Origin of the sequence: Bacillus sp. CH140a_4T (assembly GCF_008923725.1) — a bacterium.
In the GTDB taxonomy this organism is placed as follows: Bacteria; Bacillota; Bacilli; order Bacillales; family Bacillaceae_G; genus Bacillus_A.
Genome location: NZ_WBPF01000005.1, coordinates 851,049 through 865,766, shown reverse-complemented (window position 1 = coordinate 865,766; position 14,718 = coordinate 851,049). Strand labels below are relative to the sequence as shown.

Genomic DNA, 14,718 nt, shown 5'->3' with positions numbered 1-14,718 from the left:
AGTTTTGTACGAGCCGAACATATTATTAAGCTTGTTTCAAAAGCTAGAAATTGAAAAAAAACTTTCGAATGCATTAAGAGATAAAATTACGATTGAGGAATCTAAAATTACATGTTTAAAAGCCAGTAATAAAATGAGTGTTTATCAAATAAATATTCAAACAAAGATGAAGTACTTTCCTATTATTTTAAAAATATATAACGGTACACATCGTAAAAATGAAGTGGAAATTAAAATGTATGAAAATCCCTCTCGTAAATTAAAAGAATTTCTTCCTCGAATATATCATATTGAAAGAACAAATGATGAAACATGGATATTTATGGAGTTTGTTCAACAAATTCGAGGGCAAGTTACTTTTACTCCAGATCATTTTAATTCTATTATCCCCACTCTTGCTAAACTTCACGCTAATACTTTCGAAAAAAAACTTCGTAAAAATGAAAATACTTGGTCAGAATGGTTACCAGTCTATGGGTCCGATAAAATGAGAAAAGATCGAGAGAAATATATAAACCGAACAATAGTTTTTTTAAACGCTGCAATGGATGATGAAGACCTGGAAGATATTATTAAACCTTATTATAAATCATTAATGAAAATATATGAAAAAGGTCCGGACTTTTTCCCGAAATTACTGGAGAGTGGCTCTGCAATAACGCATGGTGATCTGCATATGCAAAATATATGCAGTAATAACGTAAGTTCTGGTAGTCAATGGAATATTCAATTCATTGATTGGGAAGCTGCTAAATATGCACCAGTGTGGTTGGATATGGTAGTTTTAGTTGAAGTATTAATAGGATTTAGAAAAGATTGGCAAGGGAATGCAGATGAAATACGTTTGAACTGCGTAAATGTGTATACAAAGGAAATGAAGAAATATGGAATTCACTTTAAAGAAAATCCTATGGATCTATACAAAATGGCATATTTACAACGAACGTTAGAAAAAGGTTTGCATACACAGTTGAGAAGGATATTTGACAATCGTGGAGGCGAATTGCTAGCGTACCACCTTGAAAAAATTGCAACTTGGGGTAAGGAACTTGGGTTATAAATTATAAAATGGTTGCTAGCTTGGTTAGGGAGGATAAATTGAAATCACAAATTAAAAATCTTTTATTTGAAAGATTATTGAAGATTATGGATAAGTATTATAAAGTGGAAAATCAGCTCGAGTTTGTAGATTTACCAATAGTATCTTTCAAGGATAATGGAGAATGTCTAAATAAGAAAGTTGAAAATATGAAAATTTTGTATGTAACATTCTTCAAATATCCTAATGTCGGAGGGTTGGCTAATTATATCTCCACGTTAAAAGAAGGATTTGAAAAATTGGGACATAAAGTAGATGTTATTTCTCCCCTCCAGATGCCAGTTGAATATTTAGAGAAGCGGATTCCTGAAGAAGCGAAAAAAATAAGTGTTTTTTTTAGAGAAAGATATGGAGTTATAAATGAAAAAATTATTAAAAACGTGAGTTTCCTAAGTGTATTTACAAGTTTTTTAGAGGAGAAAAATTTAAAGGGGTATGATGTATTTCATGCCCAAGACTTATTTTCTTTATTTATATTAAGGCAATTCAATTTAAGATATAGAAAGCCTCTTTTTTTTACACCACACGGACATTTTACTCAAAGTAGGATAAAATTTAATAAAATAAAAAAAGATTCTATTGAGGAATTGTACTTTAGTGAAATCGAGAAACAAGGAATAGAGACAGCTGATAAAATTATAACTATTAGTGATTCTTTTCATTCGGCGTTAAAAAAATATGGGGCGAAATCTAAACAACTTGTGACTGTTTATACGGGTATAAACTTTAAAGAGAAAATAATAGAAAAAGAAACAGACAAAATAATTGTTACTTGTATTGCGCGGCTTTCTCCTAGAAAAGGGCATACGAACCTTTTAAGTGCACTTTCACAAATGAAGGGAAGTCTTCCTCATATCGAAGTATGGATTGTTGGAGGCGGAGTTATGAGGGAGGATTTGGAACAGCAAGTAAAGTTCTATAATTTAAAAAATGTGAAATTTTTAGGGAATCGAAAAGATATTGCAGAAATATTGGCAGCTTCTGATGTTTATATTTTACCTACTATAAATGATAATTTTCCACTTTCAATTATAGAAGCTATGTTTGCAGGGAAAGCAATTATTTCCACAAATTGTGGAGGTATCGTAGAAATGATCCAAGATGGTAAGACAGGACTTTTATGTGAACCTGGAAATGTGCAACAAATTGTTGATTCATTAACTTTATTGATACGAAATTCACAGTTAAGATTATCTTTAGGGAAAAATGCAAAGGAATATGCACGGAAGTATTTAACACAAGAGAGAATGGTTTCTGAAATAGAAGAAATCTATTATAGTTTGCTTGAGGGTTAATAAATAAAATGGGGTTATTTCTCATTCTTTTTTAAGAAAAATGGTTGTCCTATAAGTTAAATCTTTTAACTAAGTGCTCTTTTTATGTAGCCGTATAGAAAATTATAAGAATGATATCGATTTGCTAATAAAGATAATAACAATGAATGTACAAGGAAAGAAGCTGTTTCAAAAGATAGTTTGGAACAGCTTCTTTCCTTGTTTTTTGTAATTTCGGTTGCTTTTTGATATTTAATATTGCGGTATATGAGAGGCTTTCTGCTCAATCCGCTCAATCACATCTTGCAATTCGTCTGGCTTCAGAAACTCAATAGGAGAGAAGCCTTTCTCAAACGTAAGTGTATCAGCCTCAATCATTAATACGTAACGGTCATTTACCTTTGCGATATGTATTTGATCCCCGAAATCAGCAAGTAGAGCCTTCACAGAGATATGATCTGCTTTTAGCTTTAATTCCACTTCAGGAGCATGCTCGACGATTTGAGCGGTAGCTTCCATTACTTCTTCGGTTGAAAATTGTTCCATAATTTCGCGTTTCGGACTGGCAGCCCATACTTCCATTGCTTGGTCGAATTGTTCGCGTTCTTCCGTACCTTCTTCAAATACATCTTCAATTTGGTCGTATACCATGTCCATTATTTGTGTTTTCATAATTTCAGGCATAGAGCGTTCGTACTCGACGAATTTTAAGAAGTCTTCAAAGTAACGGGCGTGTGATGCTTGGTGAATTTTTAGTTCGCCTACTTCAACCATACCTTCTTCAGGCATGTACGGATATTGGATAGATTTCATGTTTTTTGTTGTGATTGCCATTTCAACGTTACGAATTAGTGTGGATTCATCTGAAATAGAAGCAACTTTCGGTTCAAAGTCACATTTCATAACGAAAACGAATGGATCATCAAAGTATTTACGTAGTTTTGCTTGCGCAATTAAAAATACACCACCGCGTACAGCACTTGTGTCAAGATATGTATAAACGAGTGGTTCACTCATATCTTTGAAGTTTTCCTTAGTCTCCGCGAAGCGAATGCGATTAAATAGGTTGTAATGAGGGTTTGAATCAAGTTCGTGCCCTTCTTCTACAATGAAGCGACCGATTTTTGTCGGAGCTTGTTCTGTTTTTGCATGACGTTCTACTTTTCGCTTTGAAATTTTTAATAATTCACCATTCAAAAATTCTTTTAAGGAGCTATCTTCATACTCTTCAGCGTCTAATGTTTGAAAATGTTTGTAGCGTTTATCAACAGCTTCACCTTTTCCTTCTACTTGTACAACATAAAAGGAAAGATAATTTATTTCAAAATCCATATTTATCACCTTGTTTCATTTCATTAACTCTTACCAGTATAGAGATGGAAAAAACTTTCGTCAATTTATATAAGGAAGGGGAGCCCCTTCCTTTATATATTTTTTATTTTCAAAATTAAAATCCGTCTTCTAATGCTGAAAATGGAATGTTTAGTCTGTTTTCTATAGTACGTAAACGTTGGTTTAAGCGGTTTAATCTACGTGTATGACGCTCAACCGTGTTTTCTAATTGACGTACTCTTTGTTCAAGCTCATTTACTCGTCTTTCTAGTTGACGGTTTCCAGTACCAGGAAAAGAGATTGGAAGTTGGAATTGTCGAGTTTGATCATATGGATTAACTTGTTCTGCTGGATCTATATATTGTTGGTATTGTGCTTGTAAATCATATTGAGGCTGATAACCATTTTGGTTATATGGATCGTATGGATTGTAGGGGTACATAAAAACATCCTCCATTTCTTTAAAATAGGTTAATTCACCATAATGTATGTGTAAAAGCGGAGTGTGGCACGGCAAATACCTATTTATGTTTACAGGATCTTCCTTTATAAATAAGAATATGGAGTTTTTACATTTGTATTTCGTTCGTTTAATGGTATATACTGGATAATGGGGTGGGTTACATAAAGGTTACATTTCTATCAAACTCAAACTTTTATGTAAATATGTATAGACATTTGGAAAAGAAAAGAGTAATTTATATAGAGTAAAAAATAACTTGTAACAATTTATAAATATATTGTAAAATGATTGTAACAAAACATACATAAAAATGAAATAATACATAAAAGTAATATTGGGAAAAAGGGGAGAGTATATTGTTCCGTAAAATAAAGGGTATATTAGTTGGGGTGTTATGTGTAGCTGTAGTGAGTGGCTGTGGCGCAAAAGTAAGTGATGTTGCATTAGTAAGTGATATTGGTGGCCACACGGTAGAGGCTAAAGCAGAAGTGCAGGATTCTATTAGTTTAGTAGATGGTCGTACAGGTACGGAAGTGAAAAAGCTAGATTTATCAAGTCTAAGTTATTTTGAAGACGAAGCAAAATTTAAAAAATCAGTGACGAAGGTTGCTAGCGAGGTTGGGAAAAGCGTTGACAAAAAGATGGTTCCTTCACGCGTAGCACCTGATGGAAGTTGGCAAGAAGGAAAACCTGCTTATGAGTTAATGGAAAAAGAATTAGTAGATAAATTATTAAACGTTGGTATGTGGGATTCTTCATATCAATTACCTATTGTTGAGAAAAAGCCTACTGCAACATTAAGTGATGCGCAAGGAAGTGGCACGGTAATTGGTAGATATGAAACGAATTTAGGTGGCTCAGCAGGTGGCCGTATTGAGAATATTCGTTTGTCAGCAGCGAGCATAAATGGAGTTGTATTAGCGAAAGGAGACCGTTTCTCTTTCAATGCATTAATAGGTGATACAACGCCAGATAAAGGATACCAATTAGGAAAAGAAATTGTAGATGGTAAATTAGTAGATGGATACGGCGGTGGTGTTTGTCAAACATCATCAACTTTATACAATGCAGCAGATCAAGCTGGTTTGAAAATGGTAGAGAGAACAACGCATTCTAAAACGGTAGGATACGTTCCACAAGGAAGAGATGCTACAATTGCATATCCATACTTAGACTTAGTGTTTGAAAACACGAATGATGCACCTGTGAAACTTTATATGGGCATTCAGGGCGGAAAGTTAGTTGCTGAAGTACATAAAATGAGATAAGAGTTATAAAGTCACCTTTTCTAAAAACTAGAAGTGGTGGCTTTTTTATTACGAAAATAAAAATGTGTATAAATTCTGACTTTTCATATTTACATAGGGTGATTTTAGTTGTATCCTTCATAGTAACGGTTATATGAAATAGGAAAATATCGGGATAAGGAGATGGAGTTATTCATGGTACAAATTCATCCGAAAACACGTATTGGTCATGTTGAATTTAAAGTGATAGATTTAGAGCGCCAAATTGCTTTTTATGAGAATGTAGTAGGCTTAGAAGTAATGAAACAAGAGGCGAATAAAGCATATTTATCAGGAAAAGGTGGCAAGAACACGTTACTTGTTCTTGAAAAGCTAGAGGACGGGGTGCTGCAAGAACCACGAACGACTGGTATGTATCATATTGCCTTTTTAGTTCCGACTCGTGAGGCGTTTGCTTCGGCATTATTTGGTGTGATCCGTAATAAGGATGTAATTGATAGTCCGGCTGAGCAAGAAGGACGTTATACATATTCAAATGAAATTTTACCTATTTCAAGGTTTAATAGTGCAAGTGATCATACGTATAGCGAAGCGTTTTATTTACAAGATTTAGAGGGAAATGGTATTGAAATTTATGCAGACCGTCCGCGTGATCAATGGGGAGAAGGGCCAGGAGGAAGTACGCCGCTTGATTTAAAAGAACTGGCAACGCTCGTTGATTATGAGGTTGATGGATTACCTGCTAATACTATCGTTGGGCACGTACATTTACGAATAGCTGATGTAGAGAAATCACACGAGTTTTATGTAGAGACAGTAGGGTTTGAAGTGCAACAACGCGAAGATGACTGCTTATTCATTTCTGCAGGAGGATATCATCACCATGTAGGTGCAAATACGTGGAACGGAGTAAATAACCCACACCCACCAGTACATGCAACTGGACTTAAAGTGTATACAATTGTATTACCGCATAAAGAAGCGTTAGATGAAGTGAAAGAAAGATTAATAGAAAAACAACATAAAGTAAACGAAAGTACAAACGGATTTACTGTAGTAGACCCAAGCGGTATTACAGTGCAGTTTGAAATAGAAGCATTATAAAAAAGCCAGAAAGTGTATAATCACTTTCTGGCTTCTTTTTGATACTTCTTCATAGCTCAATCCAAAATCTTCTTACTACATTCCCATCTTCCTCAGTGAAATCATCATCACGAAGTCCACCGTTATGTAAAATTGTTTTTTCAGAAGCTGTATTCACTTCGTCACAAACGACAAGTGCTTTCGTAATGTTTAATTCCTTCGTTTTTTCTAGCGATAACTCTAATAACTTCGTAGCATAACCTTTTCTTCTTTCTGAAGGGCGAATGCCATAACCAATATGGCCTCCAGCATTAAATAAATGTTCGGTTAAACTATGACGTATATTAACAGCTCCTACAATTTTATTTTCATCTGTAACGAGCCAATACGTAGAGTCTGGTACCCAAGATTCAGGAAGGTTTACTCCGTTATGCGCATCGTGAAGTTCTTGAATCATTGCCGTGAAATTAGAAGGATCTTTTGAGATAACCCATGGAATCATCGTTTCACCGCTATCTTTCCATTCTTTATAAAAATCTAAGTATTCTTCTTGTAAATCGGTAGTGGGTGTTAGTAAAGAGACGTTCATTGTTGGTAATCTCCTTTATTTATGTAGTATTTTCAAAAAATTACGATGCAAAATGAAAGCGCTTTCTAAACTTTCTCAACCTCATTTCATGTAATCCACCTTTGTTTTTTAAGAAAATTAGTGGAGTTTTAAAATTAGAAGTTATTTATTTTATGTTAATATTTAAAATATTAACATAAAATGATCGGAGTATTAAGTGTGTTTTAGTAATATTCATTCATATCGATAAACGGATATATGTAATGATTTTTGTTTTATCTATCTATGATGAACGAAAGAGGGAAGGGCTCGTAAGTGTAAATATTGATTTCATTATACGAATCGGTGTTGCGGGTTTGTTAGGAGCAATAATTGGTATTGAAAGGGAAATTCGATCAAAAGAGGATAGATGTAGCAGGAAATTCGCTATTATCTATCTTTTTTGATATAAAATGCACATAAAGTCAAGTGTTAATTTTGCTGGGCATGGATACATGTGTGAACGTTCCCTTATTTTTTCTCAATACAGAATAAAAAGTAAGAATAGTAAAATAATGGTGTGGGACACTAAAAAATGTAAGGTAGGGGAGAGCATGAAAGGCTATTCAAAAAAATTGTTAGTAGGGGTAAGTTTTGCTAGTTTAATGTTAGGGAGTTTCCAAGGGAGCACATTGGCAGAAAGTACAAAGGGAGAGCAAGTTTCTTATCGGAATGTGCTCAAAATGGAGCCAGTTGGTGTACAATTACCAGTGCAAGAATTAGCTCATTCATCAAAAGTGCTTGAAAATAAGTCTTTTGAGAAAAGGTTACAGTTTGCTGATTTGTCGCAAAGACCGCCTGAAGTAAAAAAAGAAAGTAAGCAATTAGCTGCAGCGAAAACTTACACAATTGCTGAATTAAATCAATTGAGCAATCAGCAGTTAGTAGATTTACTTGTAACAATTGATTGGGAGCAAATTACTGGGCTATTTCAGTTTAATAAGGATAGCCTTGCATTCTATCAAAACGATAGTAGGATGCAGGCAATTATTGATAAATTGAAGCAGCAAGGACAAGCTTATACGAAAGATGATTCCAAAGGGATTGAGACTTTAGTAGAGGTATTACGATCAGGATTTTATTTAGGGTTTTATCATACAGAATTAAATAAACTAAATGAGCGGAGCTATCATGATAAATGCTTACCTGCATTAAAAACGATTGCGAATAACCCGAATTTCAAACTCGGCACGTTGGAACAAAATAGAGTTGTATCATCATACGGGAAATTAATAGGAAATGCTTCGAGTGATGTGGAAACGATAACATCAGCTGCAAAGATTTTTAAACAATATAACGATAATTTTTCTACATTGGTAGACAATCTATCAGCTGGAAATGCAATTTACGATATTATGCAAGGTGTTGATTACGACATTCAATCGTATTTGTACGATACGAGAAAATCTCCGAAAGATACAGTATGGTACCAAAAAATTGATAGCTATATTAATGAATTAAGTCGTTTTGCCTTAATTGGAACGGTGACAGCGAAGAATGGTTGGTTAATTAATAATGGTATTTATTATACAGGTAGACTTGGTACGTTCCATAGTACAGGAACGAAAGGATTGCAAGTTGTAACAGACGCGATGAAAATGTATCCGTATTTAGGGGAGCAATATTTCGTAGCTGCTGAGCAAATTACGACGAATTATGGTGGGAAAGATGCAAATGGAAACGTTGTTGATTTAGATCAAATACGAGAAGATGGAAAGAAAAAGTATTTGCCAAAAACGTATACGTTTGATGATGGGGCAATTGTTTTAAAAGCTGGAGATAAAGTGACAGAAGAAAAAGTAAAACGTCTATATTGGGCGGCAAAAGAAGTGAAGGCACAATTCCATCGTACGGTTGAAAGTGATCAACCTTTAGAAAAAGGAAACCCTGATGATGTATTAACGATGGTTATTTATAACAGTCCAGCTGAGTATCAATTTAACCGTCAATTGTACGGGTATGAAACGAATAACGGAGGTCTTTATATAGAAGGAACAGGTACGTTCTTTACTTATGAACGTACGCCAGAAGAAAGCATTTATAGTTTAGAAGAATTGTTCCGACACGAGTTCACGCATTACTTACAAGGTAGATATGAAGTGCCAGGACTGTGGGGACAAGGTAAGATTTATGAGAATGAGAGATTATCTTGGTTTGAAGAAGGGAATGCAGAGTTTTTTGCAGGTGCAACGAGAACAGATAATGTTGTACCGAGAAAGAGCATTATAGGAGGGATATCTTCAAATCCAGCAGTACGTTATACAGCAGAGAGAACGTTAAACGCAAAGTATGGAACGTGGGATTTCTATAATTATTCCTTCGCTTTACAATCGTACATGTACACGAAAAGATATGATATGTTTGACAAAATTCATGATCTTATTAGAAAAAATGATGTAACAGCATATGATGCATACCGCTCTGCATTAAGTAAAGATGCGAATTTAAATAAAGAGTATCAAGATTATATGCAAATGTTAGTCGATAACCGTGAGAAATATAATGTTCCGTTAGTATCAGATGATTATTTAGCAACGCACGCACCGAAACCAGTTTCAGATATTGCAGCAGAAATTACAGCAGAAGCAAAATTAAGTAATGTATCAGTTAAGAAAAATAAATCACAGTTCTTTAATACATTTACACTGCAAGGAACGTATACAGGTACGACTGCAAAAGGGGAATATGAAGACTGGAAAACAATTACACAAAATGTGAATGATACGTTAAAACGTTTAAGTGCAAAAGAATGGACAGGCTACAAAACAGTAACAGCTTACTTTGTGAATTACCGTGTGAATGCATCAGGACAATTTGAATACGATGTTGTATTCCATGGTATTAATACAGAAGAAGGTGCTGTGAATAAAGCACCAGTTGCGGTTATAAACGGTCCATATAGCGGAAATGTAAATGAAGCAATTTCATTTAAAAGCGATGGATCAAAAGATGAAGATGGGAAAATTGTTTCTTATAAATGGGAGTTTGGTGACGGTACTGTAAGTAATGAACAAAATCCAACTCACGTGTATACAAAAGAAGGAACATATACAGCGAAATTAACAGTAACAGATGATAAAGGATTAACGAATACTGTTACAACGAATGTAACGGTTCAAAAGAAAGAAGATAACAGCGTAGAAAAAGAGCCAAATAATTCATTCCAAACAGCAAATAAACTACAATTAAATCAAGTTTTACGCGCAAGCTTAGGAAATGGTGATACGAGTGACTTCTTTGAAATAAATGTGGAAACGGCGAAAAACCTTCAAATTAATGTAACGAAGGAAAATAATATCGGAGTAAACTGGGTTCTTTATTCTGAAGCAGATTTAAATAATTATGTTACGTATGCACAGCAAGAAGGGAATAAGTTAGTAGGAAGTTACTACACGTATCCAGGAAAATATTATTTACATGTGTATCAGTATGGCGGGGGAACAGGGAATTATACGGTAGAAGTGAAATAGTAAAAAGGTCGCCGTGAGTGGCGACCTTTTTGTTACGCATTATAGAAAAATTAAATGAAATTTATAAAAGTTTGATAGGCAACACCAAGGGAAAGTACGGTAGCTACCATATGCGCAGTCCATTTAGGCATATTTAAATTCAATACGGTATTATACAAGATTCCATATAAGATACAAATGATTAATATAAATGCAATGAATTGAAGAACTAGAAAAAATAGTGGTTGTTCTAAAGGATTAATATCATGTTGTTCCATTTATTATCACTTCCTATATTTATTATATTAATATAATTTGTTTATAAGTGAAAGAATTATTTCTATAAAGTACCGAAAATTTGATATTAAAGGTATATTGGTAATTACAAGAATTGATGCAAACTATAATGTAACTCAAGATATTATTCCTAAATCAGTAAAAAAGGTCGCCATGAATGGCGACCTTTTTTCTACGCATTATACCCGAATAATTTTAAATCTTCTCCTGAGTCTGAAATTATCTTTTCAAACTGCAATCCTACTTTTTCTAAAAGCTTTCCTGAATTGATGTTATCGATAGTAGTCATTGCTACAATTCGTTTCAGACCAAGCTTTTGTACACCGTAGTCTATTACAGCAGAAGCTGATTCAAAGCCATACCCCTTTGAACGGAATTTCTCTAAAAAGGCAAAACCGATATCAACATCTTCTAATGAATCTCTTTTTATAAGCCCGCACATACCAAGTGGCGTGAGATCTTCTTTACGTTCAACTAAGTAAAGACCAAAGCCCATTTTATTATACATATCAACGGGTCCGTTTAAGATGTATTTTTTTGCATCTTCTAAGTTTTTAATCCTTTTATCACCAATAAACTGAATCCATGCAGGATCGTTTACTAATTCAAGAATAAATGGAGCGTCTTTTATATCAAACCAGCGAAGAACGAGTCGTTCAGTTTCAAGAACTATCAATCTATTGCACCACCTTTAATAGTTATAACAATTAGTATGGGTTGCGAAATACAAAAGTGCAACATATTTTCATTATGCTCTACTTGTTCACATAAAGTTCGTTTGTTTTGTATAAAGGGATATTTTATAATTAGGATTGATTGTAAAGAGTGAGATACTTATACAATGACTCCTAGGTAACTAGGAGTTTTTACTATATAACTATCATTATTACTAAATATGACACACTACACATTCTACTCAAGGAGGTACATAATGAAAAAATTATATAATGCATCGTTTACGTATTTGATTATCGGTTTATTATCAGGAATTTTCGCTAGGGAGTATGGAAAGTATAAGGGGATTGTAGGATCTACTTTGTTAAATCTTTTGCATACACATACACTTGTACTCGGCTTTTTCTTCTTTTTAATTGCCTTAGGATTAGCAAAAGTATTCGCGTTTCATGAAGCGAAAAGTTTTAATAAGTGGTTTGTTTTACATAACATTGCATTAACTTTAATGCTAGGCTCATTGGCAGCAAGAGGGCTTCTTCAGCTAAATGGAGCGGATTTTAAAGGGTTAACTTATATTGTAGGGTTTTCCCATTCGTTAATGGCAGTTACTTTAGTTTGGTTTATGCTGTTAATAAAGAAGTCATCTAAAATATAGTTTTATAGAAAAGAACTTGCGATAGGTATTGCAAGTTCTTTTTGTTTATTCGACAGTAGGAAACGAATTTCATATGTATAAAGCTTGAATTATTTAATTTTTCGGATTATTATGTATAAAATAGTTAACATATTTTGTAATTCGAATTTATAGAAAGTAGGAGGGTGTACGATGGAAATAACGGTAGAGCGTTTAGTAAATGAATTAAAGGGTGTACTTCCCGAAGATCGAGTAGTTGTAAATACGACAGTAAGAGAGTTACATAGTAAAGATGAATCTTATCATACTAGTAGTTTACCTGATGTAGTTGTTTTTCCGAAAACGACCGAAGAGGTTAGTAGAATAATGGAAGTAGCAAGTGAGCATAAAAAACCTGTTGTTCCTTTTGGGGTAGGATCTAGTTTAGAAGGACATGTTATTCCATATGAAAAAGGAATTACAGTGGATTTTTCACTTATGAATAAAATATTCGAAGTAAGAGAGAAAGATTTTCTTGTGAGAGTACAGCCAGGAGTGACTCGTTCTCAGCTTAATAAAGAATTAAAGAAATACGGTTTGTTTTTTAGTGTAGATCCAGGTGCAGATGCAACGTTGGGTGGAATGGCTGCTACAAATGCGAGCGGAACGACAGCAGTTAAGTATGGTGTAATGCGTGATCAAGTACGTGATTTAGAAGTCGTGCTTGCTGATGGGGAAGTAATACATACTGGAAATTTAGCAGCGAAGTCATCATCAGGTTATCATTTAAATGGTGTTTTCGTAGGATCAGAAGGTACGCTTGGATGCTTTACAGAGTTAACACTAAAAGTATACGGCATACCGGAACATGTAATGGCTGCGAGAGCATCGTTTCCAACTATAAATGATGCAGTAGAAGCTGTTATTAATATACTACAAGCGGGTATTCCAATTGCGAGAATTGAACTTGTAGATGAATTATCTATGAAACAAGTAAATCATTATAATGAAACAAGTTACAGAGAAGAGCCTACGCTGTTTTTAGAGTTTCACGGTAATGAAGCTGGGCTAAAGCAAGATATTGAATTTACGAAGGAAATTGTTTTTGATCATAAATGTAAAGAAGTTGCTTTTGAAACGGAAACTGCGGCGAGAAATAAATTATGGGATGCACGGCATAATCTAGCATACTCTTACGTTCATAGCTATCCTGGTAAAAAGCTTATGAGTACAGACGTATGTGTACCAATTTCAGAGTTAGCTGGCGCAATCCAACATGCGAAAGAGACATTAGATAAAGTAGGTCTTGTTGGTGGTATTCTTGGCCATGTAGGAGACGGGAATTTTCACGTGCTCTTAATGATTGATCCGAACGATAAAGAAGAAGTGGAAAAGGGCGACGAAATAAATGAAAGTATCGTTTTATATGCTCTTAAACGAGGTGGGACGTGTACGGGAGAACATGGCGTTGGGATTGGGAAACGGAAGTATCAAGAAGAAGAACATGGGGCGGCATTACTCGTAATGGAAAAAATAAAGAAAGCTCTTGACCCGCAAAATATTTTGAATCCGAATAAAGTTTTTCAATTGAAGGATAGGGGATGATGGGGTGAAAGTACTAGAAGCGATAAGTAATATAGCTGGAAAATATTTCGCATTTTGGGTTATTTGTATTGCTGCTATCGCATATTTCATTCCTGGACCATTTATCGGGTTAACTAGTTACATAACAATATTACTTGGCGTTGTTATGTTTGGGATGGGATTAACATTAAAGGCAGTTGATTTTAAAATTATCGCTACAAAACCATTGCCAGTTATTATCGGTGTATGTGCTCAGTTTATTATTATGCCACTTGTCGCATACGTACTAGCCTACGTTATGAAGTTGCCAGCGGAATTAGCAGCTGGATTAGTGTTACTCGGTTCAGTACCGGGTGGCACTGCATCAAATGTTATGGTTTATTTAGCAAAAGGGAACTTAGCGTTGTCTATTGCAATGACATCATTATCAACGTTACTAGCACCAATTGCTACACCTCTTATTTTATTATTACTTGCAGGACAATGGATGCCAGTGAATGCTATGTCTATGTTTCTTTCTATCGTACAAGTCATTATCTTACCTATTATTTTAGGATTAGTAGTGAAGAAGTTTTTCCCTACAACTGTTACGAAAGGAATGACTGTTATTCCTTTAATATCAGTTGTAGCAATTATCATTATAGTTTCAGCGGTGGTTTCAGCGAATGTAAGTAGCATTACTTCTTCAGGCCTGCTTATCTTTATTGCAGTTATGCTCCATAATGCATTTGGCTTTTTACTCGGATATGTAACAGCGTTCGTACTGAGACTAGACGAAGGGACAAGAAGAGCTATTTCAATAGAAGTAGGAATGCAAAATTCAGGCTTAGGTGTTGCGCTGGCAACAGCACATTTTGGACCAGCGGCTGCACTTCCAAGTGTATTAGCAGCAGTATGGCATAACATTGCAGGGCCGATTTTAGCAACCATCTGGTCAAAAAATGCAAAGAATACTTTCAGTGATGAAAATGTATCGGTAAATATAGAAAAATAGG

General features: G+C 34.5%; 13 protein-coding genes. 8 read left to right on the top strand and 5 right to left on the bottom strand.

What is annotated here, in order from left to right; genetic code table 11:
• Positions 1 to 4: 4 nt before the first annotated feature.
• Both F8162_RS05490 and F8162_RS05485 read left to right on the top strand, forming a co-directional pair.
• Positions 5 to 1,060, top strand: coding sequence for an oxidoreductase family protein (locus F8162_RS05490; protein WP_151634305.1), 1,056 nt, complete (start codon positions 5 to 7; stop codon positions 1,058 to 1,060).
• A gap of 86 nt (positions 1,061 to 1,146) precedes the next feature.
• Positions 1,147 to 2,394 carry a glycosyltransferase family 4 protein gene (locus F8162_RS05485; RefSeq protein ID WP_225990148.1) on the top strand — a complete coding sequence of 416 codons (1,248 nt, stop codon included), beginning with the start codon at positions 1,147 to 1,149 and terminating at the stop codon, positions 2,392 to 2,394.
• Positions 2,395 to 2,625: 231 nt separating this feature from the next.
• On the opposite strand, the gene F8162_RS05480 is transcribed toward F8162_RS05485, so the two are convergent.
• Together F8162_RS05480 and F8162_RS05475 are read right to left on the bottom strand one after the other, a co-directional pair.
• Positions 2,626 to 3,705: a DUF3900 domain-containing protein gene (locus tag F8162_RS05480; RefSeq protein ID WP_151634309.1), complete on the bottom strand. Its 1,080-nt coding sequence runs from the start codon at positions 3,703 to 3,705 to the stop codon at positions 2,626 to 2,628.
• Between the two features lie 115 nt (positions 3,706 to 3,820).
• Positions 3,821 to 4,162, bottom strand: coding sequence for a hypothetical protein (locus tag F8162_RS05475; protein ID WP_151634311.1), 342 nt, complete (start codon positions 4,160 to 4,162; stop codon positions 3,821 to 3,823).
• Between the two features lie 362 nt (positions 4,163 to 4,524).
• Between F8162_RS05475 and F8162_RS05470 the strand changes: the two genes are divergently transcribed.
• Both F8162_RS05470 and F8162_RS05465 read left to right on the top strand, forming a co-directional pair.
• Complete coding sequence (locus tag F8162_RS05470) at positions 4,525 to 5,436, top strand: VanW family protein (protein ID WP_151634313.1); 912 nt, start codon at positions 4,525 to 4,527, stop codon at positions 5,434 to 5,436.
• A gap of 174 nt (positions 5,437 to 5,610) precedes the next feature.
• A complete protein-coding gene (locus F8162_RS05465) occupies positions 5,611 to 6,519 on the top strand; it encodes a VOC family protein (RefSeq protein ID WP_151634315.1) in 909 nt (302 codons plus the stop codon).
• A gap of 49 nt (positions 6,520 to 6,568) precedes the next feature.
• Here the strand turns inward: F8162_RS05465 and F8162_RS05460 are convergent, their stop codons facing one another.
• Complete coding sequence (locus tag F8162_RS05460) at positions 6,569 to 7,087, bottom strand: GNAT family N-acetyltransferase (RefSeq protein ID WP_151634317.1); 519 nt, start codon at positions 7,085 to 7,087, stop codon at positions 6,569 to 6,571.
• A gap of 572 nt (positions 7,088 to 7,659) precedes the next feature.
• On the opposite strand from F8162_RS05460, the gene colA reads away from it, so the two are divergent.
• Entirely contained in the window at positions 7,660 to 10,575 is a 2,916-nt protein-coding gene (colA, locus tag F8162_RS05455; RefSeq protein WP_151634319.1) for a collagenase ColA, read from the top strand.
• 50 nt (positions 10,576 to 10,625) lie between these two features.
• Here colA and F8162_RS05450 read toward each other — a convergent pair whose 3' ends face one another.
• Both F8162_RS05450 and F8162_RS05445 read right to left on the bottom strand, forming a co-directional pair.
• Positions 10,626 to 10,832: a hypothetical protein gene (locus tag F8162_RS05450; RefSeq protein WP_151634321.1), complete on the bottom strand. Its 207-nt coding sequence runs from the start codon at positions 10,830 to 10,832 to the stop codon at positions 10,626 to 10,628.
• Positions 10,833 to 11,023: 191 nt separating this feature from the next.
• The gene (locus F8162_RS05445; RefSeq protein WP_151634323.1) at positions 11,024 to 11,527 is read right to left on the bottom strand and encodes a GNAT family N-acetyltransferase; all 504 of its coding nucleotides are present in this window, start codon (positions 11,525 to 11,527) and stop codon (positions 11,024 to 11,026) included.
• Positions 11,528 to 11,782: 255 nt separating this feature from the next.
• On the opposite strand from F8162_RS05445, the gene F8162_RS05440 reads away from it, so the two are divergent.
• The 3 genes from F8162_RS05440 (at position 11,783) to F8162_RS05430 (ending at position 14,717) form a co-directional block, all read left to right on the top strand.
• The gene (locus tag F8162_RS05440) at positions 11,783 to 12,181 is read left to right on the top strand and encodes a DUF2871 family protein (RefSeq protein ID WP_151634325.1); all 399 of its coding nucleotides are present in this window, start codon (positions 11,783 to 11,785) and stop codon (positions 12,179 to 12,181) included.
• Between the two features lie 171 nt (positions 12,182 to 12,352).
• Positions 12,353 to 13,744, top strand: coding sequence for an FAD-binding oxidoreductase (locus F8162_RS05435; RefSeq protein ID WP_151634327.1), 1,392 nt, complete (start codon positions 12,353 to 12,355; stop codon positions 13,742 to 13,744).
• A gap of 4 nt (positions 13,745 to 13,748) precedes the next feature.
• A complete protein-coding gene (locus F8162_RS05430) occupies positions 13,749 to 14,717 on the top strand; it encodes a bile acid:sodium symporter family protein (protein WP_151634330.1) in 969 nt (322 codons plus the stop codon).
• Position 14,718: the final 1 nt, after the last annotated feature.

Coding starts and splice junctions, on each gene's coding strand:
- F8162_RS05440 (WP_151634325.1), top strand. CDS start 11,783: ATGAAAAAATTATATAATGCATCGTTTACGTATTTGATTATCGGTTTA.
- F8162_RS05485 (WP_225990148.1), top strand. CDS start 1,147: ATGGATAAGTATTATAAAGTGGAAAATCAGCTCGAGTTTGTAGATTTA.
- F8162_RS05475 (WP_151634311.1), bottom strand. CDS start 4,162: ATGGAGGATGTTTTTATGTACCCCTACAATCCATACGATCCATATAAC.
- F8162_RS05435 (WP_151634327.1), top strand. CDS start 12,353: ATGGAAATAACGGTAGAGCGTTTAGTAAATGAATTAAAGGGTGTACTT.
- F8162_RS05450 (WP_151634321.1), bottom strand. CDS start 10,832: ATGGAACAACATGATATTAATCCTTTAGAACAACCACTATTTTTTCTA.
- F8162_RS05465 (WP_151634315.1), top strand. CDS start 5,611: ATGGTACAAATTCATCCGAAAACACGTATTGGTCATGTTGAATTTAAA.
- F8162_RS05480 (WP_151634309.1), bottom strand. CDS start 3,705: ATGGATTTTGAAATAAATTATCTTTCCTTTTATGTTGTACAAGTAGAA.
- colA (WP_151634319.1), top strand. CDS start 7,660: ATGAAAGGCTATTCAAAAAAATTGTTAGTAGGGGTAAGTTTTGCTAGT.
- F8162_RS05460 (WP_151634317.1), bottom strand. CDS start 7,087: ATGAACGTCTCTTTACTAACACCCACTACCGATTTACAAGAAGAATAC.